This window comes from Verrucomicrobium sp. 3C (assembly GCF_000379365.1).
Classification (GTDB): Bacteria; Verrucomicrobiota; Verrucomicrobiia; order Methylacidiphilales; family Methylacidiphilaceae; genus Methylacidimicrobium.
Genome location: NZ_KB901875.1, coordinates 757,844 through 781,555 on the forward strand (window position 1 = coordinate 757,844; position 23,712 = coordinate 781,555).

Consider the following 23,712-nt stretch of genomic DNA (forward strand, 5'->3'; position numbering starts at 1 on the left):
CCTTTTTCGCGGCAGGCGGCGCCGCCCATCGTCCGCTGAGGCCTTGTAAGAGCAACGCCGCCCTTGCCGCGACCCAGGCGCTCTTGCTATGGGTAAATCCAGAATCCATCCGGCATGGCATGAGCATCTCTCGCAGAAAATTCCTGCAAAGCCTGGCTGCTGGCCTCCTCGGAGGAGGCAGTCCGCTGGCCGCCGCAACGTCAGAAGGACGATCTTCCCGTCGGGAAGAGGCCGCTCGGCTCGCGGAGGCCGCCCTGGATGCGGCACGAGCCGCAGGTGCCGCATACACGGATGTTCGCGTCCTTTTTTCCGAATCCGAAGCGCTCTCCGCCCGGGAAGAACGGATCGAGAACGTCGAGGTCTCCGCCAGCAGCGGACTCGGGGTGCGGGCACTCGTGAACGGCGTCTGGGGATTCAGTTCCGCAAGCATGCTCGACCCAGCACATGCGAGCGCCTGCGCGCGCACTGCCGTCGAGATGGCGAAAGCAAACCGGTCACTGGCGACCCAACAGGTCGAGCTCGAGAGAGTCGAACCGAAGATCGACCAGTGGCGCGTGCCGATCGAGCAGGATCCTTTCTCCATCCCATTAGATCAAAAGGCCGAGCAGCTCCTTCGAATCAATGCGACGGCCAGGGCGGCGGGCGCTCCTTTCTGCCAAAGCTTTTTCCTCTTCGTCCGGCAGGAAAAGTTTTTTGCCTCGAGCATTGGCTCCTTTCTCGAACAGCTCTTTTTCCGCACCTATCCGCGCCTTACCGTCACCGCAATCGATCCGGAGACCGGTCGCTTTGCCAACCGCTCCAGTCTCCTTCCGCCGCGGGCAGCCGGTTATGAATATATCCGTTCGCACGACTGGAAGCAGGAAGCGCGCCAGGCAGCCGAAGACGCGAGGCGAAAGCTCAAGGCTAAGCCGGTAGCCGCAGGCAAGAAGGATCTGGTTCTCCATCCCACCAACCTATGGCTTACCCTTCACGAGACCATCGGCCACTCCACCGAGCTTGACCGCGCATTCGGCTACGAGGCGGGTTTCGCCGGTACGACGTTTGTCAAGCCCGACGACCGGGGTCGCTTGGGCTTTGCCAGTGAGATCGTGACGGTGATGGCCGACCGCGATCAGCCGGGCGGCCTTGCCACGGCCGCCTACGATGATGACGGGATGCCGACTCGTTACGCTCGATTCCCCATCATCTCCCGTGGGCGCTTTGAAAACTTCCAGATGGCGATCGGGCAGTCCCGCTGGATCGGCCTCCCACATTCCAATGCCTGCTCCTTCGCGGAAGGACACGCCTACTTTCCGATCCAACGCATGCCCAACATCTCTTTGCAGCCGTCGCAACACGATGTTTCCCTCGAAGAGTTGATCGCGGGAGTCGACGACGGGGTATTTATCGTCGGAGATGGAAGCTGGAGTATCGATCAACAGCGCAAGAACTTTCAGTTCGGGGGACAGCTCTTCTATGAGATCCGCAAGGGGAAGCTCGGCGAGATGCTCCGGGACGTCGCCTACCAGAGCACGACCGTCCCGTTCTGGACTGCTTGCGACGGGCTCGGCGGGGCAAAGGAATACTGGCTCGGTGGAACGCTCTCCTGTGGCAAGGGCCAACCGGTCCAGTCCGCGCCTGTCTCGCATGGAGTCGTGCCCGCCCGGTTCCGTGGGATCAATATCCTCAACACCGGGAGGCACGCGTGATCTTGTCGGAAGGGGAGGCCCGGGAGATCGGAGCCAAGCTGCTCTCCTATTCCAAAGCGGAAACGGCAATCGCGGAGATCTCCGGCTGGACGAGGCTCAACCTGCGCATCGCCTGCAACACGGTCACGACCAGCGGAGAGGACGAAGGCTTCCATTGCCGCGTCGAGTCCTCTTTTGGGAAACGGAGGGGGGAAGCGGCAGGAAACAAGGCGAATCCCACCGACCTTGCCGCTCTGGTCCGCCGTTCCGAGGAGGTGGCTCGCGTTTCTCCGGAAGATCCGGAATTCCTGTCCCCGCCCGGCCCACAGTCGTACCCTGCCGCCAAGGGTTACTCCCCCGAGGCGGCCCGCCTCTCGACGAAGGATCTAGCGGAACAGGGGCAGACGATCCTCGCGGCTGCGGAAACCAAGGGAGTCGTTGGCGCAGCCTTCCTGGAATGCGAAACCAGCTTTTCGGCTTATGCAGCGACGACCGGCCTCTGGGTCTTCCAGGAGGCGACTCGCCTCCATTACACGGTCTCGGCGAGAACTCGCGACGGAGAGGGCGCGGGCTGGGCAGCGAGCGCGGCCTATTCTCCAGGGGGGATCTCCCTACCCGTCCTCGTCGAGCGGGCAATGGGAAAGGCGCTTCACTCGCGCCATCCGCAGCCCCTTGCGCCAGGTAGCTACACTGTCCTGCTCGAGCCTTCGGCTGTGTGCGACCTCGTCGGCTTCCTGTTGCTGTCGCTCCAAGCCCGTCCTGCCGACGAGGGGCGAAGCTTTCTTTCCCGTCCGAGAGGGGGAACGCTCTTGGGAGAAAAGCTCTTCTCGGATTCGGTTTCGCTACGCTCCGATCCGGAAGACCCGATGACTCCCGGCTCGATCTATTCGACGGATGGTCTTCCGGCTACCTCCAGGCTCTGGATCGATCGCGGCCAACTCCACGAGTTGATGCGCACCCGCTTTTGGGCGCAGGAGAAGAAGGCGCCGACAGTTCCCGAGCCGACCAATCTGCTCTTGTCCGGTAGCGATCGTTCGACCGAAGAGTTGATCCAGGGCATCGATCAAGGCGTGCTCGTGACTCGCCTCTGGTATATCCGAACCGTCGATCCTCGCACGCTCCTGCTCACCGGTCTGACCCGCGATGGAACCTTTTGGATCGAAAAGGGGGAAATCACTCATCCGGTGAATAACTTTCGTTTCAACGAAAGCCCCGTGACCCTCCTCAAGAATGCCGTGGCTCTCGGAACACCTGAGGCCACCGTGGGATCGGAAATCGACGATCTCCCCGCGCGGGTACCCGCGCTGGTCGCCAAGGAGTTTACTTTCTCGTCGGTCTCCGAAGCTTCCTGAGAAGGAATATCGCTTTTTCGCGACATTCCGGACCAGAGGCCGATCGGCTCGGCTCCTCTTCGCGGGGAGCATTACTCCCGGGCCACCACGAAGTTCAGAAGCTTCCCGGGAACGAAGATCACCTTCTGCACCGACTTTCCGTTGAGCCATGACTCGATCTCCGATCGCTGGCGCGCCAGGGATTCGGCTTCCTCCTGGCCGAGATCCAGCGCCGCCCTCATCCGGCTTCGAACCTTGCCGTTGATCTGGATGACCCATTCCGCCTCCTCCTCGATCAGGAGCAGGGGATCGGCTTCCGGCCATGGCGCATAGGCCAGGGATTCGGCATGACCAAGCACGGACCAGAGTTCTTCGCAGAGATGGGGAGCGAAGGGCGAAAGGAGCAAGATCAGCGGCTCGAGAACGATCCGGGATGGGATGGGCCGGCGCGTCAGGGCATTGACCAAAATCATCATCTGCGCGATTGCCGTATGGAAGGAGAGGCACTCCAGATCCTCTGCTACTTTGCGAATCGTACGATGAAGAAGCCGCCGGGTCTCCATTGGGACTTCCTCATTCGAAATGTCCGGACGCGGCATCCAGCGGCCCTCGGCATCCTCCTCCATCACCAGTCGCCAGACGCGAGCCAAGAAGCGGTGCGGGCCTTCGAGCCCTTGCGAGGACCAGGGCTTCATCTGCTCCAATGGTCCCAGAAACATTTCGAAGAGCCGCACGCTATCGGCTCCATATTCCCGCAGCAGACTTTCCGGGTTGACGATGTTGCCCAAAGACTTCGACATCTTCCGTCCGTCCTCCCCCAGGATGATGCCCTGGTTGACGAGACGATGAAACGGCTCGGGGGTCGAAGTCACTCCGATGTCATAGAGGAACTTATGCCAAAAGCGGGCGTAGAGCAGATGAAGCACCGCGTGCTCCGCTCCCCCGATGTAGAGGTCGACTCCTTTGGCCCCCATCCAGTATCGTTCCGTTTCCCGGGAAACCAGTTCTCCGTCGTTTCCGGGGTCGAGATAGCGCAAGTAGTACCAGCAAGAGCCAGCCCACTGGGGCATCGTGTTGGTCTCCCTGCGGCCTCCGTCCGGTAGCTCCTCCCAGCCCTTTTCCTGGGAGAGCGGAGCAAAGCCCCCCCTCTCGGGAGAAAAGTCTCTTCGCTCCGGCAAAAGGACGGGAAGCTCGGTTTCGGGTACCGGCTGCGCTTCCCCGTTCCGCCAGACAATCGGAAAGGGCTCTCCCCAATATCGCTGCCGGGAAAAGAGCCAGTCGCGCAGCCGATATTGGATGGTTCGCTTGCCTAACCCCTTTTCCTCGAGCCAGGAGATCATCGCGCTCTTGGCCTCCAGTGTCCTCAAGCCGTCCAGAAATTGGGAACAGCAAGCGATTCCCTCCCCGGGAAAGCAACCTGCCGGAGGAGCTGCCGAGTCCTTTGGACGCACGACAGGATGCACCGGGAGACCGAAGAGGGAAGCGAACTCGAAGTCGCGTTCGTCATGCGCCGGTACGGCCATGATCGCTCCGGTCCCGTAAGACAAAAGCACGTAATCGGCGATCCAGACGGGAATTCTCTCTCGGCTGGCCGGATTGATCGCAAAGGCACCGAGGAAGACGCCCGTCTTCTCCTCGGTGAGCTCCGCCCGCTCCAAGTCGCTCTTCTTGGCCACCTCCCGCTGATAGGCTTCGACAGCCTCCCGGCATTCCGGACGAGTGATCTTCGCAACCAGCGGGTGCTCGGGAGCCAACACCACATAGGTCGCGCCAAAGAGCGTATCGGGACGAGTGGTGAAAACCTCGAGGGAACTCTCGATCCCCTCGATCGAGAAGCGGATGACGGCCCCTTCGCTGCGCCCGATCCAGTTCCGCTGCATCTCTTTAATCGAATCCGGCCAATCGACGAGATCCAGGTCGGCAAGGAGCCGCTCGGCATAGGCGGTGATGCGAAGCATCCATTGCTGCAGCGGCCGCCGCTCGACCGGGTGGTGGCCTCGCTCGGAAACCGGGCCGTCCGGCGAAGGGAGAATCTCCTCATTGGCTAGGACCGTCTGCAGCGCCGGACAATACCAGACCGGCGCTTCGGCGACATAGGCAAGCCCGCGACGGAAGAGCTGGAGAAAGATCCACTGGGTCCAGCGGTAGTAGCGGGGATCGGTCGTGTTGATTTCCCGCGACCAGTCGTAGGAAAATCCCATCGCCGTGATCTGCTCGCGGAAGTGGGCAATATTTCTCTCGGTGGTGATTCGCGGATGGATGCCGGTCGCCACTGCATGCTGCTCCGCGGGAAGGCCGAAGGCGTCCCAGCCCATCGGATGAAGGACGTTGAATCCGCGCATCCGCTTGTAACGGGCCACGATGTCGCTAGCGGTATAGCCTTCCAGATGCCCAACATGCAGCCCACGCCCGGAAGGGTAGGGAAACATATCGAGCACGTAATACTTCGGTTTTTCCGCCCCCGGTTCCCCAGGATTGGCCGCGCGGAAGACGGCACGCTCCTGCCAGACTCGCTGCCACTTCGCCTCGATCCGGTCAAAAGGGTAAGCCCTACGCGCTTCCATGACCGCCTCTACGCGACTTTCCACCGAAAAGCAAAAAGCATTTCCGCACGCCGGGCCTTGGCCCGCATGGCTCACAAAGTTCGTACCCGAGGCGCGGCGAATGGGCTTGGATGCAAGAAGGCGGGGCACAGGTTTTGCCCCGGAGTTCTATGACGACATCCTGCAAGGGGAAAAACCCACTCCCAACGAACCAGACCGGTCCATTTCGCAAGCCGCGGGAGAACGCTTGGGAGACAGGCAGTCTAGAGGGCAGGAGAGAAGAGAATTGACGCATCCCGCTGCTTCTCGCTCCCTGACCGACTATGCTTCGAAGGAAGTCCCGCAGCCGCAGGTTCCCCTCGCATGAGGATTCCGAAAGCGGAAGCCCGCCCCAGAAAGCCCTCCCTCGTAATCGAGGACCGCTCCTTCCAGCCTCGCCGTACTCGCGCGCTCCACGGCCATCCGAACCTCACCATCCTGCCACTCGATATCGTCCGGTTGGGCCGCCGCAAATTCGATCCGGTATTCCCACCCGGCGCAGCCGCCCCGCGTGACGGCAATCCGCAATTGGGCCGCTCCAGGAACCGGCGCCAACCGAATAATCTCTTCCCGAGCTTTCGGGGTGATCTCAATCAGCCTGGTTTGCACTCGTTCCTCCACTCTCTCCTAAGTTGTAGACTAGCTCGAGAAGCCTTTGTGTCAATCGATGCCGGGCCTGAGGAAGAAATCGGACAAACCGCAGAAGCGGTCCGATCTCCGCGGGATGCGTCGCGAGATGAAGCGTCAACTGGATGGGGCGAATGCTTCCTCCTTCGCTCTCCCAGGCCGCACCAATCGCATCGACCGGAAGCCGGTCTTCGAAATCGTCGGTCACCACTCGAAGACTGAGGAAAGGGACTCCTCGCGATCGGGCGATGCTCGCCACAGCCTCCGTCTCCATATCGACGAGATCCGCGCCAGTGGCTTTCGCCAGCTGCCGCCTGCCCTCTGGATTCCCCACGACGGCAGAGGCCGTCGCGATGCGCAATTCGGGCACTTTCCCCCCGGAAACCCAGAGAGCCGATCCCGCATCCAGATAGTTGGAGGCTACGGCAATTTCTCCCCGCTGGATCTCGGGCCGAAGCGCCCCCGCATATCCGGCAAGGACGAGCACGCGGACGGGAAACTGCCGCAAGAACTGCTCGGTTCCCCTCGCCGCCCTCTCCCGACCCATGCCGATGATGGCGACCGCCACCTCCTTATCCCCGAGTTTGCCAGTGCAGAGCGAAGCAGCGGCTGCTTTTTCCCACCGCTTCTTCTCGAGCGCGGCGAGGAATTCTTTGGCTTCGTGCTTGACGGCGAATGCGATTCCGATCATCCGATTCCACCGGCGCGGGAACGAGAGCAAATCGCTACGGCAAGAGTTGCACGAACCCAAGCCTCGGTCTGCTCCTTGGCCACGGAGAGCGCTTTGGCATAGTCGGAAAGAGCTAAAAGAGGCCAGGCATTCCGATACATGTCATATTTCAGATAGAACACGCCCGGGAAGCCCGTTCCCGTAATAAACTCCTCCCGCCATGAGCCACCCGGATCCTGCTTCCTCACCAGATAGGCCACTCCTCGACGCAAGCTGGGGCGATCGACTTCTCCACACGCGAGGATTCCCATGATCGCCCAGGCAGTTTGCGACGCCGTGCTCGGCCCCTTGCCCTTGAGATCGGGATTTTCGTAGGAAGCCGGCGTTTCTCCCCAACCACCGTCCTCATTTTGGCAAGATTCCAGCCAGTCCCGAGCCCGCAGGGTCCACTGCTGATTCATGTCTTCCTCGATCGCCCGCAGCCCACGAAGCGCCTGCCAGGTGCCGTAAATGTAATTGACTCCCCATCGTCCGAACCACGAACCGTCGGCACCCTGGCTCTTCTTCAGAAAGCGGATCCCGCGCTGAACAAATGGCTCACTTCGTTTGATTCCCATCCTGCCCGCCAGCTCAAGCGCCCTGGCCGTGATGTCCGAGCAGGGAGGATCGAGAATCGCATTGTGGTCCGCGAAAGGTACGTCTTCGAGCCAGGAACTGTTGACATCCTTGTCAAAGGCCGCCCAACCGCCGTTCCGGCACTGAAAGCTGAGCACCCAGCGGAAAGCGCGCTCGATCATTTCTTGCTTTTTCGCCTCGTCATCCGTTTTCATGCCTAACAAGGCGAGGAGGACCATCAGGGAATCGTCGATATCTGGATAGTAGATGTTGTTATACTCAAAAGCCCAGCCGCTGCATTCCGGATGAGGATTGTTCACGTGCCAATCGCCCCTCACCCGAATTTCCCGCTCCATCAACCAGGCAGCAGCCTTTCGGAGATCGGATTGACCAGAGGGCAATCCGCTCCGTCCCAGGGCTACGCACGCAACGGCGGTGTCCCAGACGGGCGAAACGCAAGGCTGCACCCGAAGGTCGCGATCCTCGCCTTCGTCCACCTCAAGGCCATCGAAGTCGCGAAGCGCCTTCTGAAAGAGCGGGCTCTCCTCCGGATAACCCAAGGTCCTGAGCGCGACGATCGCGTAGTGCATCGCGGGAAAGATGGCTCCGAGTCCGTCCGATCCCTGGCCGATCCGTTCAACCATCCACTCCTCCGCCTTTTTCAATGCGCGCGTGCGAAGCGGCTTCCAGGAAGAACGGTCCCAAAGCTGGAGCAGCTTGTCACAAACCAGGAACACGTTCCTCTTAGAGAAGAGCGTGGTCGACCATTTCCAGGAAATGCCTTCCTGTTCCGTGCCGGCAGGAAAGAGTTCGTGGAGCTGGAGGTGTGCAGGAAGGTGCCGGGTTGGTTTGAAGTGATGGATGATCGCCAGAGGAACGAGCATCGTGCGGGACCATGCCGACATCTTGTAGAGATGAAACGGAAACCAAGCCGGAAAGAGCACAATCTCCAACGGGATCACCGGAAGCTGGTGCCAGGGGTAGACCCCGAGAAGAGCCAATCCCAGCTTCGTGTAAGTCATCGACTTGGGAATTCCGCCTAGCCGCAGGATCGTGGACCGAGCCTTCTCCATCAGCGGGTCTTGCTGGGTAAAGCCGGCGAGCTTGAGCGCGGCATAACCCTTGATGGTGGCGTTGAGTTCGCTGGGACCGCCCGGAAAAATGTTCCAACCCCCATCTGGCAACTGTCGATCCAGGATATGCTTCATGAATCGGGCCTGCTTGCGATAGTTGACCTTGCCGAGCCAGTGCATCAACAGGATCCGGTCGCAAGCCAGGGTTACGTCGGCGAAGAGTTCGCCGACCCAGTGCCCATCCGGTTTTTGGGTCGATAGAAGATAGTTTTGCGATCGTGCAATCGCCAGTCCGACCGCTAACGCATGATCCAATGCCTCCTCGATCACCATGACGGGTTTCGTCTTGGCTCCTCTTTCCACAGGTTGAGAAAATAATTTACCGGATCTCATGGGAATTTCGGCTGATAGCGCGCGAATCCTGTCTTCGTCAACCCAAAACAGATCCCTTATCCCGTTTGCCCTAATCAGTTTTCCCTCGACAGGAGATGACGGGCCAACTCGCCAAGGATGGCACCCTTATTTCCGAGGGAAGAAAGCGCTTGATGGGCGCGGGACGTGTATCGTCGAGCCGCAAGCTGAGCTCCCTCGAGCCCAAGCAGCCGGGGATAGGTGGCTTTCTCTGCTGTCCGATCCTTCCCTGCGCTCTTTCCCAACCTTTCCGTGGTCTGCGTCACATCCAGAATGTCGTCGATTACTTGAAAGGCCAACCCGAGCGATCGTCCAAACTGGGTGACCGCGCGCAGCGATTCGCGGCTGGCCTCGCCCGCCATGGCTCCCAAGCGGAGAGCAGAGGTGATGAGGGCGCCCGTTTTCCGCAAGTGGATGGACCGAAGCTGTCGGACCGAAATCTCTTTGCCCTCCGCCTCCAAATCCGCAATCTGACCGGCTACCAACGCCCGACTGCCAGAAGCGCGGGCCAGCTCGCCGATCACGATCCCCGGCCCGTATCTTCCCCCGCGGTATCGGCAGGCGATTTCGAAAGCCTCCGCCAGAAGCGCGTCCCCTGCCAAAATGGCAATCGCCTCTCCGTAGATCTTATGAAGAGTCGGCTTCCCTCTTCTCCAGTCGTCATTGTCCATGGCGGGAAGGTCGTCATGGATGAGCGAATAGGTGTGAATGCACTCCACGGCACAGGCGAGCGGTAGCGCCGGAGAGTAGTCTCCCCCCACCGCTTCGCACGCCGCCAAGCAGAGGATGGGCCGCAAACGCTTTCCCCCGGCAAAGAGGCTGTGGCTCATCGCCTCATGAAGGGTTCGAGGCTTCTTGGTGACCGGAGGCAAGTAGTGCCGCAACGCCTCATCTATCCCTTCCCTCCGCTCCGCCAGATAGGCGGCTAGATCCGTGCTCAATCTCCTTCCCTCCTCTGGTTTTCCTCCCTAATCCGCGAAACGAATCACCCCATCCCACACAACTCCAATGGGTTCCGCTTCGAGCAAGGAGACCTGATTTTCGACAAGCTCGGCAAGCGCTCGGTCCCACACTTCCCCTTCGACACGCCGAAACCACTTCTCCCGCATCGCGCGGGCCGTCTCCCGCCCAAGAACGACCGTGACGCGAAGTTCCGGATGCATCGACAAACCCGCCGCGACCCGGAGTCCCTCTGCTGCCCGAGGGCTGTGCTCCGGATCGGCTTCGACCACCACGAGAACCTGCTTCTCTATCTCCACTTTTCCTAGAGGGTCGGGAGCGCCGGCTCCTCTTGTCTCACAAGCGGTCATCCTGGGTCAATCGCCCAAAAGAGCTACTCGTTCCCGGAGAGCAGAGAGATGCTGCCAGCGAAAAGAGGACAAAAGCCTTCCGAATCACCGCCAAATTGAGTTACTCGTAGATGTCCATTGCATGGCAATCTTTCCTCGGCATGAAGATTCCCGGTCCTTGGAGCCTGTTCTTTCTCTTAGTCTTGGCCCTCCTGTGGCTCTCGTCGGCCCCCTGGGGGCGCGAATCGAAGCCTCTCATCAACGGTGCGGGCGCCTCCTTCCCCTTCCCGCTCTATGCGCGATGGTTCGCAACCTACGAGAGGCTCGACCCTACGGTCCGCTTCAATTACCAGGCGATCGGATCGGGGGGCGGACAGCAGCAGCTACTCCACCAGACCGTCGATTTCGGAGCCTCGGACAGCCCCGTGCGCCAGGCCATTCTCAAGACCGCGCCCGAAAAGATCCTCCACATCCCCATGGTTGCGGGCGCGGATGCGCTCGCCTACAACCTTCCCGGTTCTCCCCCACTCCACCTTGGGCCGGAGACCATCGCCGACATCTTCTTGGGTCGAATTGACAATTGGAACGACTCGCGGCTTGCGCAAATCAATCCTAACATCCAACTGCCCTCATTGCCTCTGGTCGTCGTCCACCGCTCGGACGGAAGCGGCACCACCTACATCTTCACAGACTACCTCGCAAAGGTGAGTTCGGAATGGGCCCGGATCGCCGGGCGAGGTACGGCGGTCCGCTGGCCGACCGGGATCGGGGCCAAGGGGAACGAGGGAGTGGCGGGCCAGATCCGCTCTCTTCCAGGAGCCATCGGCTATCTGGAGCTCGCGTTCGCCGTTCAAAATCCGCTTCCCTACGCTGCCGTGAAAAACCGAGCGGGAAATTACGTCCTCCCCTCGCCCGAATCGATGACCCAGGCCATGGCATCCAGCCCGCTCGAACGAGATGACTTCCGCATCTCGATTGCCGACGCCAGCGGCCCCGGGGCCTACCCGATTGCTGGATTAACCTGGCTGCTGCTCTACGAAAAGCCGCCGGACCGCCAAAAGGCAGAAAAGCTCCTTGCTTTTGTGCGCTGGTGTCTCACCGACGGCCAGGCGCTGGCCTCCTCGCTCGATTATGCTCCTCTCCCCCCTCGCCTCCGGGAACGGGTACTGGCAAGCTTGCCGGAAATTCGATAAGTACAAGACGAGCCTGCATGTCTCACAAAGTCGAATGAGGGAAGGCAGATCCTGTTGCGACGCCGTTGATAGATTGGACTCCGCCCCTCCGTCTGGATGGGAAGGAGAAAGGCGATGAACCCGTTCCGACGTGACCCGTCTTCGGACGCCCTTCGACCCTCGGCCAGAACGCGGTCTCTAACTCGCTCCGTCGGGATTGGTCGAATCCTGGATCGGGGGTTTGGGATCTTGGTCACGGCAGCGGGGATCTCCGTCTTGGCTCTCGCCGCGCTGGTCGGATGGGAGCTCTATCGAGGAGCGGAGAAAGCGATCGGCCGTTACGGCGCGGGGTTTCTCGTCAGCTCCCACTGGGACCCGGTTACCGGTCGATTCGGAGCTCTCCCTTTCTTGTACGGCACCCTTGTCTCCTCCGCCATCGCCTTGCTTCTAGCCTTCCCGTTGTCGGTCGCGACCGCCCTCTCTTTGACGGAATTCGCGCCCATCTGGCTTCGCCGCCCCGTCCTGACACTCGTCGACCTCATGTCCGCCGTCCCGAGCGTCGTCTGGGGACTCTGGGCCATGTTCGAAATGGTGCCGTGGCTGCGGCAGACCGGGTTCCCTTTCCTACAGAGGGTCTTCGGCTGGCTCCCCTTTTTTCAAGGGCCGATCTACGGAGTGAGCCTTTTGGCCGGCGCTCTGGTCATCGCGATGATGATCACCCCTATCGTCACCTCCCTGGCTATCGAAATCCTCCGATCGGTGCCACCGACGCTGCGAGAAGCGGTGTGGGCCTTGGGCGCCACTCGTTGGGAAGTCATGTGCGTCGGCGTGCTCCCCTATGCCCGGAGCGCCCTTGTGGGCGCCGGGGTTCTTGGCCTGGGCCGAGCCTTGGGAGAGACGATGGCGGTCACCATGGTGATCGGGAACCGCCCGGACATCCTGCTTTCGCTTTTCGCCCCCGGATATACGCTGGCGAGCGTCTTGGTGAATGAATTTGCGGAGGCGACTTCCGAAGAGCATCTGTCCGCCCTCTTTGAAATCGGCCTAACCCTCGTCGTCGTGACCTTCGTCATCAACTTCCTCGCCCGCCTGCTGATCCATAACGTACCCTTGTTCTTTGCGCCCCGGCCGCTGCCGACCCAGCCGATGGAGATGCACCGGTGAGCCCGCTATCGAACTCCTCCGATCCGAAGCCCGAGTCCCGAAGAGAAGCGGCGAACGAGGATCGGGCGGCTTCCCGCCGCTTCCGGATTCGGAAAGTCGTCGATCGGTTTTTCCAGATCCTTTCCGTCCTCTCCGCAATCGTCGTCATTAGCCCGCTTCTTTTTGTCTTCGTTTTCCTTCTTTCTTCCGGAAGCTCTGCTCTGACTTGGGACTTTCTCACGCAGCTGCCGAAGCCGGTAGGCGAGACCGGCGGCGGAATGGCGAATGCGATTGTCGGAAGCTGTATTCTGGTCGCCGTTGCGACACTGGTCGGGACCCCGATTGGCGTGCTTGGCGGAATCTGTGTCTGCGAATACGGCGATCCCCGCCTTCGCCTGTTCATCCGGTTCATCGCGGATGTCCTCAACGGTGTGCCCTCGATTATCTGGGGTATCGTGGTCTACTCCTGGGTAGTCCTCCGAATGAAGACTTTCTCCGGCCTCGCCGGCGGGCTGGCTCTCTCCTTTATTATGATCCCCCTGATCTTGCGAACCACCGAAGATGTCATCCGACTGGTCCCCTCCGTCTACCGCGAAGCGGGACTCGCGTTGGGCCTCCGCCGCAGCCAGGTCATTCTTCACATCATGCTGGCGACCGCCGCACGAGGGGTCCTCACCGGCATTCTGCTGGCTGCCGCTCGTGTGGCGGGCGAAACGGCTCCTCTCCTCTTCACCGCCTTCGGAAACCGCGTCTGGGCCGCTCACTTGCAGGAGCCGATCGCCGCGCTTCCCCTGCAAATCTTTGTCTACGCGATTGCCCCCTATCCGGATTGGCACAGGCAAGCCTGGGCCGGGGCGCTGGTTCTGCTCGCTCTGGTGTTTTGCATGAGTATCGTGGTCCGAGCGTTGACTAGGCAAAAGTCCCCATGAGCGAGAGCACGTCCAATGCCAAGGGAGCGGTTCCCGCCTCCGCCGAGGGAGCGGATCCGCAGAAGCGCTCGGCCGCCTTTCAGATCGAAGACTTGCACGTCTGGTACGGCAATCGGGCCGTCCTCCATGGCATTTCCCTCAACATTCCGGTCCGCCAGGTGACGGGAATCATCGGACCCAGCGGGTGCGGCAAGAGTACCTTCTTGCGAGTCCTCAACCGGATGCATGAGTTTACTCCGGGAGTAGACGTGCAAGGACGAATTCGCCTCTTTGGGGAAGACATCTATGAGTCAAGGGTCGACCCGATCCTCCTTCGCCGCCGTGTAGGCATGGTGTTTCAGAAATCGAACCCATTTCCCACCATGAGCATCCAGGAAAATGTCCTGATCGGCCTCAGGCTCGCGGGCATACGAAACCGCGGGCTCCTCGAAGAACGGCTCGAAGAAGCGCTCCGAATGTCGGCTCTTTGGAGCGAGGTCAAGGACCGGCTTCATGCGCCGGGCACCGCGCTATCCGGTGGCCAGCAGCAGCGGCTCTGCATCGCCAGGGCCTTGGCCATCCGCCCTGAAGTCCTGCTCATGGATGAGCCATGCTCGGCGCTCGATCCCATCGCGACGGCGCAGATCGAATCGCTCATCCGGGATTTGGGGCAGCGCTATTCCATCGTGCTGGTAACCCACAACTTGCAAGAAGCCGGGCGGACGGCGGATTTCACCGCTTTTTTCCTGGAAGGCAGGCTGATTGAATTCGGATCGACCAAGAAGATGTTCACCAATCCCAGCCAGAAGCAGACCGAAGACTATCTGACCGGCCGCTTTAGCTAGCCCGCATGTCTCACAAAGTGGTATCCGAGGCGCGCTTCGAAGAGGCGCCCTCAGACGTTCCGGCGCGGAATCCAGTAGCTGTAATACCATGCCGCGGTAATCTGCTGGAGGAGGGTGTAGAACACGATCGGCAGAATCGCCAGCGGGTGGTCAGGAACGGCGGCGGCGGCCAAGACTAATCCGCTGCCGTTATTGTTCATTCCAAGGCCATAGAGGAGTGCGGTCCTCTCCGGCACAGAAGCTCGCAGAAGACGTCCCAGCCAGGCTCCGCATTGGAAGCGGAGCAGACAGAGAATGCCGGAAGTCACCAAGAGCATCGCGAGAAAATCCGCGTCGAAATTACGGAACGCATAAGGGAGCGCCACGGCGGCATTCATGTAAATCAGCCAGAGGAGAATCAACTCATTGGCCGGGCGCAGGGCGGGACGGACGCGGGCAAAGAAGGTTTCTCCCGCGCGATGCCGGACCAGAATCCCAAGCAAGGAGGGCAGAACCACGCAGAGGAGGAGAAATATCCCCATTCCGCGTCCCGCCATCTCACGCAGGTCTTCCGCATAGTCTCCTGCCACCATCGGCGCCACGGCGTGAAGGGCAAGTGAGCCCGCAAAAGGGCTCAGCACCGTGGAGCTCAGCACCAGTCCCAAGGAGAGGGCCATGTCTCCGCCGGCATTCTGGCACCAAGCCGCCGAAGCCCCCGCGATGGGCATGGCTACAACGATCCCGAGCCCCATCACAAGGTTTTCCACTTCCTCCTGATTGTGCCACGGCAACAGGGCCGCTCGCAGAACGGCCAGAAAGAAAAGAGGGATCAGAAAATTGACCAGGAGGCCGGGGAGCAGGGCGCGAAAATTGCGAAAGAGCTCCCTCAGTCTGCCTCCCGGCACGCCGAATCCGCTGTTCCAGAGCAGGAGAAAAAGGAGCAGGACGGGCAGAGAAATCGAGAAGGATTCCCCGAAGATCGGAACCGAGCCAAAGGTGAGTCGCCGGATCCGCTGCCCGAAGTCCGGAGCGAGAGCGGCCAACCCATGGGCGGCGATCAGCGCCCAGAAAAAGTGGCGATGGAGCCAGTCCAGAAGCCTGCCCAAACGCTCGAGGGCGATGCGCCCCGTCTCCTCCTCCATGACGTTCCTTTCTTTTCTGCCTAGCCGCCATTTCTCACAAATTTCGTAGCCGAGGCGCCGCAAATGGGCTTGGATGCGAGGCGAGGCGCCGGTTTTCCACCGGAGCTGTATGACGACATACTGCAAGGATGGAAAACCAAGCCCAACGAAGCAGACAAGCCCATTGTGCAAGCCGCAGGGGAAAGCTTGTGAGAAATGGCGGCCAGCGTCTTCCTCGACGCCGGAAGGAACGGAGCGCCGGGGGGACACTTACCCAACCGGTCTTGTCCAACCCAGGAACTCCTTCGTCCGGGCAGAGCAGTACGCCCGGTTCAGAGCAGAGATCACCTCGACCGAAATGTTTTTCGGACAGATCGCCTCGCAAGCCCGCGTGAAGCTGCATGCGCCGAAACCTTCCCGATCCATCGCGCGCACCATCCGCAGCACCCGGACATCCTGCTCTACCTTCCCTTGAGGAAGAAGTCCCAAATGGCTCACTTTGGCGCCGACAAAGAGAACGGCGGAGCTATTGATGCAAACCGCCGCGCAGGCACCGCAGCCAATACAGTGTGCGGCGTCAAAGGCGTCCTCTGCCACCGAATGAGGCACGGGCATCGTGTTGGCTTCCGGGGCCTGCCCGGTCCCAACGGAAATGTAGCCTCCGGATTGCAGAATCCGGTCGAACGCACTCCGATCGACCACCAGATCTTTGATCAAGGGAAATGCCCTGCTGCGAAATGGCTCCACGGTAATTCGCTCTCCCTCCGGAAAGCTCCTCATATAGAGCTGACAGGTTGTCGTCCCTGCTCCGGGTCCATGCGGCCGCCCGTTGATCACAAGGGAGCAGCTTCCGCAGATCCCCTCCCGGCAATCATGCTCGAAGGCGATCGGATCTTCCCCTTTCCGCTCCAGATCCCCATTGAGCTCGTCGAGCATTTCCAAAAAGGATTGGTCAGGACGAACTTTCTCCCGAACGTACTCGACAAACCCTCCCCGGTCCTTCGAAGAGGACTGCCTCCAAAGCCGCAAGGTGATCCTCACCTACTTGTAACTCCTGGCGACCGGCTGCAGATTCTCGAACCGGAGAGGCTCGACCGCCCGCGTCGGAGGCTCCCCCTCCCCGCGAAAGAACCAGACAGCAACATGGGCGAAGCGGGCATCATCTCGCAAGCACTCCCCTTCCTCCGTCTGATGCTCTTCCCGGAAATGGCAGCCACAGGATTCTTCTCGCGAAAGTGCGTCCAGGCAAAGGAGCTCGCCGAGCTCCAAAAAATCGGCGACGCGCCCGGCCCGTTCCAGCGATGGATTGTAACCTTCGCCCCGACCAACTACCTGCGTATTCTTCCAGAAAGATTCCCGAAGTTCCCGAATTTTTTCGATCCCCGACCGGAGCCCCTGGGCATTTCGAGCCATGCCGCAATGTTCCCAGAGCAATGCGCCAAGCTCCTTATGGTATTCGACGGGAGTCTTCGATCCCCGCAAAGCGAGCAGCTTCGCAAGCCGTGCCTCCGCATTCCGTACTCCGTCTTGAAAAGGAGCTGCCTCCAAGGGCAGACACCCTGTCTTCTTCCGCGAAAGGAAATCGCCGATTGTGTACGGCACGATGAAATACCCGTCCGCCAAGCCCTGCATCAACGCGCTTGCCCCCAGACGGTTCGCTCCATGATCCGAAAAGTTGGCCTCGCCCAGCACAAAGAGCCCCGGGACGGTCGACATGAGGTGGTAATCGACCCAGAGCCCACCCATCACATAATGGATCGCGGGATAGATCCGCATCGGCTGCTGGATCGGGTCTTCTCCGGTTACCTGGTGATACATGTCGAGGAGGTTGCCGTATCGCTCGAGGATCGCAGCGATACCCAGCCGATGCCGCGCATCGCCCAGGTCGAGATAGACGCCCAGCCCATGCGGACCGACGCCACGACCTTCATCGCACATCCGCTTGAGGGTTCGGCTCGCAATGTCCCGAGGAACGAGGTTCCCGTAACTCGGGTAGAGGCGCTCGAGGAAATAGTCGCGGTCGGCTTCTGGTATCTGGTCTGGAGGACGACGATCGTTCCTGCTCTTCGGGATCCAGGCGCGTGCATCGTTTCGCAACGACTCCGACATCAGCGTAAGCTTCGACTGGGAGCCGCCCGAGGGGGGGATGCACGTAGGATGGATTTGGGTAAAGCAGGGGTTGGCGAAACCCGCCCCTTGCTTATAAGCACGCCAAATCGCCGAAGCGTTGGAAAGCTGCCCATTCGTCGAAAGATAGAAGACATTGCCGTAACCGCCAGTCGCCAGGATGACTGCGTCGGCCGCGCAGGCGGAAACCCGGCCACCGACCAAATCCCGCACGATCACTCCCTGGACGCGGCCCTCACTCACGACCAGATCGAGAATTTCGGTGCGCGGATGCATCTTTACCTGCCCCAACCCAATCTGCCGATTCAGGGCACCATAGGCGCCGAGCAGGAGCTGCTGGCCGGTCGCCCCTCGCGCGTAAAAAGTACGGGAGACCTGCACACCACCGAAGGAGCGGTTCGCGAGGAGCCCGCCATACTCCCGGGCAAAAGGCACGCCTTGCGCCACGCACTGATCGATGATCCGCGCGCTCAGCTCCGCCAACCGATAGACGTTCGCCTCACGGGAGCGAAAGTCTCCGCCCTTGATCGTTTCCTGAAAGAGGCGATAGATCGAATCGCCATCGTTCCGATAGTTCTTCGCTGCGTTGATCCCGCCTTGGGCAGCCACGCTATGGGCTCGCCGCGGGCTGTCCTGGATGCAGAAGCAGTCGACCGCGTACCCCAGTTCTCCCAGGGAAGCAGCCGCTGAAGCTCCTGCCAGCCCTGTCCCGACCACGATGAGTCTCATCCGCCGCTTGTTGGCAGGAGATACCAGGCCCAGTCGGTCGCGACAGTCCTGCCACTTGTGTTGGAGCGGTCCTTCCGGGATTCTGGCATCGGGCACGTTCATTTTGCTCGCCCTCCGTGCCCGTTCTTCTCCCCGCTGGTCACCGGACCCACCCTAGCACGATCGCCACGGGAATGGCAGAGAAGCCGAGGAAAAAGACCCAGCCCAGGGCATGAGCGAGCCACCGTTCCCAGGGAAAGCTTCGCCGGTTGACCAGCCCAAAAGAGCTGAATATCCCGTCGATCCCATGCCGGATATGAAAGAAGAGGCAACTCATGCCGAGAAGATAGGCTCCCGCGACCCAAGGGTTCCTTAACCCTTCGACCATCATGCGGTGGACGTCGGGGACGGGATGCGAAGTTTCCGAAAGGCGAGCGGAAAAACGATCGAAAGCGGAAAAGGGAGGGAAGTGCCAGGTGAAATGGTAAAGGTGAAAGAGCACGAACAGGCCGAGACCGATCCCTGTCAGCAGCATCGAACGCGACTCCCAGCTCGCTCCGTTGGGCTTGATCTGATCGTAACGCTTCGGCCGAGCCGCCCGCCGAAGTTGGGCAAGCCGCACGGCAGACGCAACGTGGACGGCAAAGGAGGCGAGGAGGACAAGGCGAACGCTCCAAAGAAGGAGCGGAACCGATTTGAGAAGATAGGAGTACTGATTGATGTAGACCGCAGGGAGAAAGACCTGCCAGTTTCCCAGCATATGCAGGCTGATGTAGCCGACCAGGATGAGGCCGGTCACCCCCATCAGGATCTTCAGGCCGATCGTCGACACGCTCGTCCGTTCCCTCACCGGGTGTTTGCTATCGCACAGGAAGGAGGAAAACGCAAAGGGGATCTCATACAGCGCGACGGGCGGAGAGCGGCACCCGATCAGCCGTGCGCAGCTTTCGCCAACCGGAGCGGCAACCTTTCCAGGTCGCCCTCCGGCCGCCGCACCACCCAGATCGCGTAACCGCAGGCCCGCGGTGCCGTGCCATCGTTTTCCGGATCGTCGCCGACCAGGAGAAGTGCCCCCGGTGGATATCCGAGCCTCTCGGCAACTAGGCGATAGAGGCGAGGGTCGGGCTTGGCTGCACCCAGCTCGGCGCTCAAAAAGATCGCCGAGAAAAACTCGATCAGACCCAGGTCGGCCAACACCCGCCGCGCCCGCCGATCCCAATTCGAAAGAACCCCTAGGCGCAGCCCGAGGTCCCGCAAATCCGCCAGCACCCGCCTTGTTTCCGGATAGAGCCGCCAGGCGGCGCCCCGCCCATACTGCTCGTAAAGTTCTTCGACCATCGCTTCCCACCTCTCCGGCCCCAGTCCGGAGCCGAAGACGGGGGCCAAGCTCTCCCGGATGATCTCTCCCCAATAGAAGCGGTCGTCCCCATCGGATGGGACTGTGGCCTGCGGACGATAGCGGTAGCGCCATAAGGCTTGCCGGAATTGGGTCGCAACGATCTTTGGATCGATTCGGAGTCCGTGCCGGAGGGCTGTGGCCGCATAAGTCGCCTCGACCGGAACCGCGGGCGCAAGTATGGTCCCGACCAGATCAAAAAGAACCACTCGAATGGGAGTGCGAGGACTCGAGCAGCTCATTGGATTCAAATTCGGGAAGAAGGTTCCCCTCATCGGCCAGCACCTCGCCGACCAGGAAAAGAGAACCGGTTACCAGAATCGGGCCCGGGTCCTTCGCCAGTGCCTGGCTCGCCTCACTCCACGAATCGTAAGCTTGGCACGGCAAGTGAGGAAAGCATCCGATCAGGCGAGCGGGAGCGAGCCCACGTTCCGTGGAGAGTCTGACCAGGCTGACTTGACGGGCCTGCCGCGAGTGGACGCTGGCCATCGTGGCGAAATCTTTGTCCGACAGGGCAGAGAAAACTAGGTGATAGGGACGCTTTCCATAGCATGCTTCCCAGGTCTGGACCAGGGCTTCGGCTGCCTGCGGGTTATGAGCCCCGTCCAGAACCCAGAGCGGGTCTTTCCGCAATCGCTGAAAGCGCCCCGGCCAGCGAACGGTCCGGAAGCCGCAGCGAATGGCCTTTTGGGGAAGCGGCTTTCCTGAAAATAGGGGCAATCGAAGCAGAGCATAGGCACAGGTCGCATTCCGCACCTGATGGCTGCCCAAAAGACCCAGAACGAACCGCTCTCCATCGATCCGCGCCCTTTGGCAAGGCTCTCCATCCGAGTAGGATTCCCCCACCATCTCCCCGATCTCCCTCAACGGACTTCCGATCTTGCTCGCCCTCTCGCGGATCGCCTCCCGGGCCTCCCCTTGCTCCACCCCGATGACCGCCGGCACACCCGGCTTGAGGATTCCGGCCTTTTCGCGAGCGATCTCGGCCAGGGAGGAGCCAAGGTAACGGGTGTGCTCCAGCCCGATCGTGGTGATGATGCAGGCTTCCGGACGCACGATATTGGTCGCATCGAGCCTGCCGCCCAAGCCGGTCTCCCAAACGACCCAATCGACTCCTCGCTCTCGGAAGGCGAGAAGGGCCGCCGCCGTCAGGACCTCGAAAAAAGTAGGGGCGAATCCCGGCTGCTTTTCCTCCCGGTTCCGGATTGCCGCTTGAAGCATCCGAATCCAGCGGGTAAATTCCTTTTTCGAGGTGAGGACCCCATCGATCTGAATTCTTTCCCGGATGGTACAGAGATGGGGCGAGGTATAGAGACCGACGTGGTAACCGGCGGCGCGAAGGGCAGAAGCCAGGAAGGAAGCAGTCGAGCCCTTGCCGTTGGTGCCTGCGATGTGAAGAAAATGCAAGCCGTTCTGCGGCGATCCGACTTCTCGGGCCAGAAGCTCCATGTTCTCGAGCCCGAGCTTCATGCCCCATCGGCGACACCGCCCGAGAAAGGCAAGTGCTTTCCGGTACGCATCCTCCTCTGACGAGCCTCGCGGACGACCAGAGCAGGGTGAGACCGCAAGATTCATGACAAAGCCGAGCGCCTAGCAGCCATTTAACGAAAAAGATGTTTCAACCCAAGGGAATTCGAGCGTAGCGCGACCTTCCGCAATCGGAAAGATAGAGAAAGAATGGATACAGTGGCGGATTCGGGATGGAAAGCCCTTCTGCTGCCGCTGTTGGTGGCAGCCAACGCGTTTTTCGTCGCCATCGAATTCGCGATCGTCAAGGTTAGAGTGACCCAGCTCAAGCTCTTATTGAAGAGCTCTGACTGGAGGTTGCCGTTCGCGTTGCGGATGGTTCGTCAGCCGGATCGTTTTCTTCCCGCGATCCAGATTGGTGTCTCTCTGGCCAGCATCGGGCTGGGATGGGCCGGCCAGCCCATCATGGCCGACTGGCTCATTCCTCTCCTTCGCTCCAGCGGCCTGCCGCAAGGTCCTTACCTCAACTCGCTAAGCTCCGTGCTCGGTTTTAGCCTGATCACCTTCGTCTCCATTGCGCTGGGCGAGCTCGCCCCGAAGTTTCTTGCGCTGCAGCACTCCCAGAAGATCGTCCTTCTGCTCAGCCCTCCCCTGGTTGCCTTCTACTATCTCTTCTATCCGTTCGTCTGGATCTTGCACCATGCGGCCGATTTCCTCCTTCGACTCCTCGGCTTCGCCCTCCCCCAGCCGGAAAGCGCAGGCCATTCCCTTAGCCCCGAGGAGCTCCAGCAAATCCTCATTCATTCCCCGCACCCCCATCCTTTCGATGAGCTGATCAACAAGATCATGGTCAAAGCGCTCCGGCTGCGCCGAACCCGGGCCGAGCAGGTCATGGTGCCGCGTGAGCGGGCGGTGGTGCTCTGGCGTGATGCACCGATCGAGGAGACGATCCGCGTTGCTCAAAGTTCCGGCTACAGCCGATTCCCCGTCTGCGGAGAGAATGCCGAGCAGGTCGTCGGGATCATTCTTCTGCAAGAACTTCTTTGGCAGTATATCGCCTTGGGGAAACAGACGACCCTGGCCTCCCTTCTCCGGCCCGCTCTTCTATTCTCGCCGAATATACTCCTTCCCGCGATGCTTGAGGAGTTCCGCAAGGCACGGACCCATATGGCCGTCGTGGCGGATCCAGACAACCGCATGATTGGCTTGGTGACCTTCGAAGACGTGCTCGAAGAGCTCGTGGGCGACATTCGGGACGAGTTCGACATCGAAAAGAGTCCGATTTATGAATTGACCCAGGATTCGGCCACCGTCGACGGGGATTTGCCCTTACGGGATCTTGCCATCGAAACCAATTGGCCGCTGCCCACCGAAACGACGCAGACCGTATCGCAATGGTGCCTCGCGCAATGGGGTCGGCAGCCGAGGCGATTCGAAACCCTCCACGTCGACGGTTTTCTTCTGATCGCTGAAGACGTGATCCCCCAGAAATTCCGGCGCGTTCGGATCGAACGCCTCAAGGAAGAGTTTCCGGAAGCAGCGGTCGAATCGGAATGAAAGCGAACCTCGAAGCGGTTACGGCTCGCTGGAAGCCATTACGGGCGAAAAGTCTGGGTGCTTGGCTCGCCTCCCGGCGCCGTTCTCTGCGTCGGAACCTCTCTCCAGCTGTCGCTGCCTTCCTGGTTCGCCGCCTGACCCAGACTCTGCGCGTCACCATCGAAGACCCACACCGGATCGTGAGCCGCCCTCCCGAAGAACCTCTGATTTTTGCGTTCTGGCACAATCGGCTCTTGGTCATGCCGGCGCTCTACTCGCGCCACTTTCCGGAGCGCAGGCTCGTGGCGCTCGTCAGCGCGAGCAACGACGGGGAGCTTCTGTCCCGGCTGCTCTCCCAGTTCGGATTCGAAGCGGCCCGAGGCTCTTCTTCCCGGCATGGGAGTCTCGGTTTTCGCACCATCCTCCGCTTGGGACGGGAAGGACGCGATATTGTAGTGACTCCCGACGGGCCGCGCGGACCTCGATACCAGTTGCAGGACGGCGTGTTGCAAATTGCCCAACTGCTGCAGCGGTCCATCCTGCCCATCTCCTGCCGTTTCTCCCGAAGGTCGGAAATGCGAAGCTGGGACCGGTTTCAGATTCCGCATCCGTTTTCCGCATGCCACATCCACGTCGGCGCCCTCATCGCTCCGCCAAAAGACGGTTCCCCTACGGAGCTCGCGGCCTGTCGTCTTGCCCTGGAAGAGGCGCTCCGCCGCGACGCGACTGGCTGAAGCGGAGTCCTCAAAAAAAGCCCTTTCCCGAAAGACGTCCCGTTGCGCGGAACTCGGAATTTTGCTAGCCTGCATTCTCTCACAAAGTTCGTACCGGAGGCGCGGCGAAGGGACCTGGGTGCGAGGCGGGCCGCAGGTTTTCCCCGGAGTTGTATGACGACATACTGCGAGGAGGAAGAACCAAGTCCCAACGAAGCAGCCGGGTCTATTTCGCAAAGCCATAGGAGAACGCTTGGGTGGAGTCGAGGAGTGGCGCGGTGCGACGTAGGAGAGCCATAGCGGGAGCTGCCCCTTTCGGTATGACAGTGCCT

At 60.7% G+C, this 23,712-nt stretch carries 20 protein-coding genes; 8 read left to right on the forward strand and 12 right to left on the reverse strand.

Annotated elements, in window-relative coordinates:
- The first annotated feature begins 119 nt into the window (after nucleotides 1-119).
- Together A37A_RS0104340 and A37A_RS0104345 are read left to right on the forward strand one after the other, a co-directional pair.
- On the forward strand, nucleotides 120-1,688 hold the full coding sequence (locus A37A_RS0104340; RefSeq protein ID WP_018290304.1) for a TldD/PmbA family protein: 1,569 nt from the start codon (nucleotides 120-122) through the stop codon (nucleotides 1,686-1,688).
- Entirely contained in the window at nucleotides 1,685-3,019 is a 1,335-nt protein-coding gene (locus A37A_RS0104345) for a TldD/PmbA family protein (protein ID WP_018290305.1), read from the forward strand. Before A37A_RS0104340 ends, A37A_RS0104345 begins: the two co-directional genes overlap by 4 nt.
- A 71-nt stretch (nucleotides 3,020-3,090) precedes the next feature.
- On the opposite strand, the gene leuS is transcribed toward A37A_RS0104345, so the two are convergent.
- The 6 genes from leuS to A37A_RS0104375 all read right to left on the reverse strand — a co-directional run bounded on the left by leuS (nucleotide 3,091) and on the right by A37A_RS0104375 (nucleotide 10,235).
- Nucleotides 3,091-5,562 (reverse strand): leucine--tRNA ligase, encoded by a 2,472-nt coding sequence (gene leuS, locus A37A_RS0104350; protein WP_026195647.1) that lies wholly within the window; start codon nucleotides 5,560-5,562, stop codon nucleotides 3,091-3,093.
- A 300-nt stretch (nucleotides 5,563-5,862) separates the two neighbouring features.
- The gene (locus A37A_RS0104355; RefSeq protein ID WP_020494002.1) at nucleotides 5,863-6,189 is read right to left on the reverse strand and encodes an iron-sulfur cluster assembly accessory protein; all 327 of its coding nucleotides are present in this window, start codon (nucleotides 6,187-6,189) and stop codon (nucleotides 5,863-5,865) included.
- Nucleotides 6,170-6,898: a hypothetical protein gene (locus tag A37A_RS18140; protein WP_018290308.1), complete on the reverse strand. Its 729-nt coding sequence runs from the start codon at nucleotides 6,896-6,898 to the stop codon at nucleotides 6,170-6,172. Before A37A_RS18140 ends, A37A_RS0104355 begins: the two co-directional genes overlap by 20 nt.
- Nucleotides 6,895-8,958, reverse strand: coding sequence for a squalene--hopene cyclase (gene shc, locus A37A_RS0104365; RefSeq protein WP_155996475.1), 2,064 nt, complete (start codon nucleotides 8,956-8,958; stop codon nucleotides 6,895-6,897). The genes A37A_RS18140 and shc overlap by 4 nt, the downstream gene beginning before the upstream one ends.
- Before the next feature lie 74 nt (nucleotides 8,959-9,032).
- Nucleotides 9,033-9,917, reverse strand: coding sequence for a polyprenyl synthetase family protein (locus A37A_RS0104370; protein ID WP_018290310.1), 885 nt, complete (start codon nucleotides 9,915-9,917; stop codon nucleotides 9,033-9,035).
- 27 nt (nucleotides 9,918-9,944) lie between these two features.
- A complete protein-coding gene (locus A37A_RS0104375; RefSeq protein WP_020494005.1) occupies nucleotides 9,945-10,235 on the reverse strand; it encodes a hypothetical protein in 291 nt (96 codons plus the stop codon).
- A 191-nt stretch (nucleotides 10,236-10,426) separates the two neighbouring features.
- Between A37A_RS0104375 and pstS the strand changes: the two genes are divergently transcribed.
- The 4 genes from pstS to pstB all read left to right on the forward strand — a co-directional run bounded on the left by pstS (nucleotide 10,427) and on the right by pstB (nucleotide 14,333).
- Nucleotides 10,427-11,458, forward strand: coding sequence for a phosphate ABC transporter substrate-binding protein PstS (pstS, locus tag A37A_RS0104380; RefSeq protein WP_018290312.1), 1,032 nt, complete (start codon nucleotides 10,427-10,429; stop codon nucleotides 11,456-11,458).
- A 114-nt stretch (nucleotides 11,459-11,572) separates the two neighbouring features.
- Nucleotides 11,573-12,601 (forward strand): phosphate ABC transporter permease subunit PstC, encoded by a 1,029-nt coding sequence (gene pstC, locus A37A_RS15780; protein WP_020494007.1) that lies wholly within the window; start codon nucleotides 11,573-11,575, stop codon nucleotides 12,599-12,601.
- Nucleotides 12,598-13,509 (forward strand): phosphate ABC transporter permease PstA, encoded by a 912-nt coding sequence (gene pstA, locus A37A_RS0104390; protein ID WP_018290314.1) that lies wholly within the window; start codon nucleotides 12,598-12,600, stop codon nucleotides 13,507-13,509. Before pstC ends, pstA begins: the two co-directional genes overlap by 4 nt.
- On the forward strand, nucleotides 13,506-14,333 hold the full coding sequence (gene pstB, locus A37A_RS0104395; protein ID WP_018290315.1) for a phosphate ABC transporter ATP-binding protein PstB: 828 nt from the start codon (nucleotides 13,506-13,508) through the stop codon (nucleotides 14,331-14,333). Before pstA ends, pstB begins: the two co-directional genes overlap by 4 nt.
- A gap of 50 nt (nucleotides 14,334-14,383) precedes the next feature.
- Here pstB and A37A_RS0104400 read toward each other — a convergent pair whose 3' ends face one another.
- The 6 genes from A37A_RS0104400 to A37A_RS15790 form a co-directional block, all read right to left on the reverse strand.
- Complete coding sequence (locus A37A_RS0104400; RefSeq protein ID WP_040888248.1) at nucleotides 14,384-15,454, reverse strand: bile acid:sodium symporter family protein; 1,071 nt, start codon at nucleotides 15,452-15,454, stop codon at nucleotides 14,384-14,386.
- A gap of 249 nt (nucleotides 15,455-15,703) precedes the next feature.
- On the reverse strand, nucleotides 15,704-16,474 hold the full coding sequence (locus tag A37A_RS0104405; RefSeq protein WP_018290317.1) for a succinate dehydrogenase/fumarate reductase iron-sulfur subunit: 771 nt from the start codon (nucleotides 16,472-16,474) through the stop codon (nucleotides 15,704-15,706).
- Complete coding sequence (locus A37A_RS0104410; protein WP_020494008.1) at nucleotides 16,475-18,391, reverse strand: fumarate reductase/succinate dehydrogenase flavoprotein subunit; 1,917 nt, start codon at nucleotides 18,389-18,391, stop codon at nucleotides 16,475-16,477.
- A gap of 37 nt (nucleotides 18,392-18,428) precedes the next feature.
- Nucleotides 18,429-19,100, reverse strand: coding sequence for a succinate dehydrogenase cytochrome b subunit (locus A37A_RS0104415; protein WP_020494009.1), 672 nt, complete (start codon nucleotides 19,098-19,100; stop codon nucleotides 18,429-18,431).
- 98 nt (nucleotides 19,101-19,198) lie between these two features.
- Nucleotides 19,199-19,873, reverse strand: coding sequence for an HAD-IA family hydrolase (locus A37A_RS18145; protein WP_018290320.1), 675 nt, complete (start codon nucleotides 19,871-19,873; stop codon nucleotides 19,199-19,201).
- The gene (locus tag A37A_RS15790; RefSeq protein ID WP_018290321.1) at nucleotides 19,860-21,134 is read right to left on the reverse strand and encodes a folylpolyglutamate synthase/dihydrofolate synthase family protein; all 1,275 of its coding nucleotides are present in this window, start codon (nucleotides 21,132-21,134) and stop codon (nucleotides 19,860-19,862) included. Before A37A_RS15790 ends, A37A_RS18145 begins: the two co-directional genes overlap by 14 nt.
- Nucleotides 21,135-21,341: 207 nt before the next feature.
- Between A37A_RS15790 and A37A_RS0104440 the strand changes: the two genes are divergently transcribed.
- Nucleotides 21,342-22,688: a hemolysin family protein gene (locus A37A_RS0104440; RefSeq protein WP_018290322.1), complete on the forward strand. Its 1,347-nt coding sequence runs from the start codon at nucleotides 21,342-21,344 to the stop codon at nucleotides 22,686-22,688.
- Nucleotides 22,685-23,401, forward strand: a complete 717-nt coding sequence (locus A37A_RS15795) for a lysophospholipid acyltransferase family protein (RefSeq protein WP_018290323.1) — start codon at nucleotides 22,685-22,687, stop codon at nucleotides 23,399-23,401. Before A37A_RS0104440 ends, A37A_RS15795 begins: the two co-directional genes overlap by 4 nt.
- Nucleotides 23,402-23,712 lie beyond the last annotated feature (311 nt).

Bases quoted from the DNA above. Each gene is read 5' to 3' on its own strand.
- shc (WP_155996475.1), bottom strand. From the start codon at position 8,958: ATGAGATCCGGTAAATTATTTTCTCAACCTGTGGAAAGAGGAGCCAAG.
- A37A_RS0104440 (WP_018290322.1), top strand. From the start codon at position 21,342: ATGGATACAGTGGCGGATTCGGGATGGAAAGCCCTTCTGCTGCCGCTG.
- pstC (WP_020494007.1), top strand. From the start codon at position 11,573: ATGAACCCGTTCCGACGTGACCCGTCTTCGGACGCCCTTCGACCCTCG.
- A37A_RS0104410 (WP_020494008.1), bottom strand. From the start codon at position 18,391: ATGAACGTGCCCGATGCCAGAATCCCGGAAGGACCGCTCCAACACAAG.
- A37A_RS15790 (WP_018290321.1), bottom strand. From the start codon at position 21,134: ATGAAGCTCGGGCTCGAGAACATGGAGCTTCTGGCCCGAGAAGTCGGA.
- A37A_RS15795 (WP_018290323.1), top strand. From the start codon at position 22,685: ATGAAAGCGAACCTCGAAGCGGTTACGGCTCGCTGGAAGCCATTACGG.
- pstB (WP_018290315.1), top strand. From the start codon at position 13,506: ATGAGCGAGAGCACGTCCAATGCCAAGGGAGCGGTTCCCGCCTCCGCC.
- pstS (WP_018290312.1), top strand. From the start codon at position 10,427: ATGAAGATTCCCGGTCCTTGGAGCCTGTTCTTTCTCTTAGTCTTGGCC.
- A37A_RS18140 (WP_018290308.1), bottom strand. From the start codon at position 6,898: ATGATCGGAATCGCATTCGCCGTCAAGCACGAAGCCAAAGAATTCCTC.
- A37A_RS0104340 (WP_018290304.1), top strand. From the start codon at position 120: ATGAGCATCTCTCGCAGAAAATTCCTGCAAAGCCTGGCTGCTGGCCTC.
- A37A_RS0104400 (WP_040888248.1), bottom strand. From the start codon at position 15,454: ATGGAGGAGGAGACGGGGCGCATCGCCCTCGAGCGTTTGGGCAGGCTT.
- leuS (WP_026195647.1), bottom strand. From the start codon at position 5,562: ATGGAAGCGCGTAGGGCTTACCCTTTTGACCGGATCGAGGCGAAGTGG.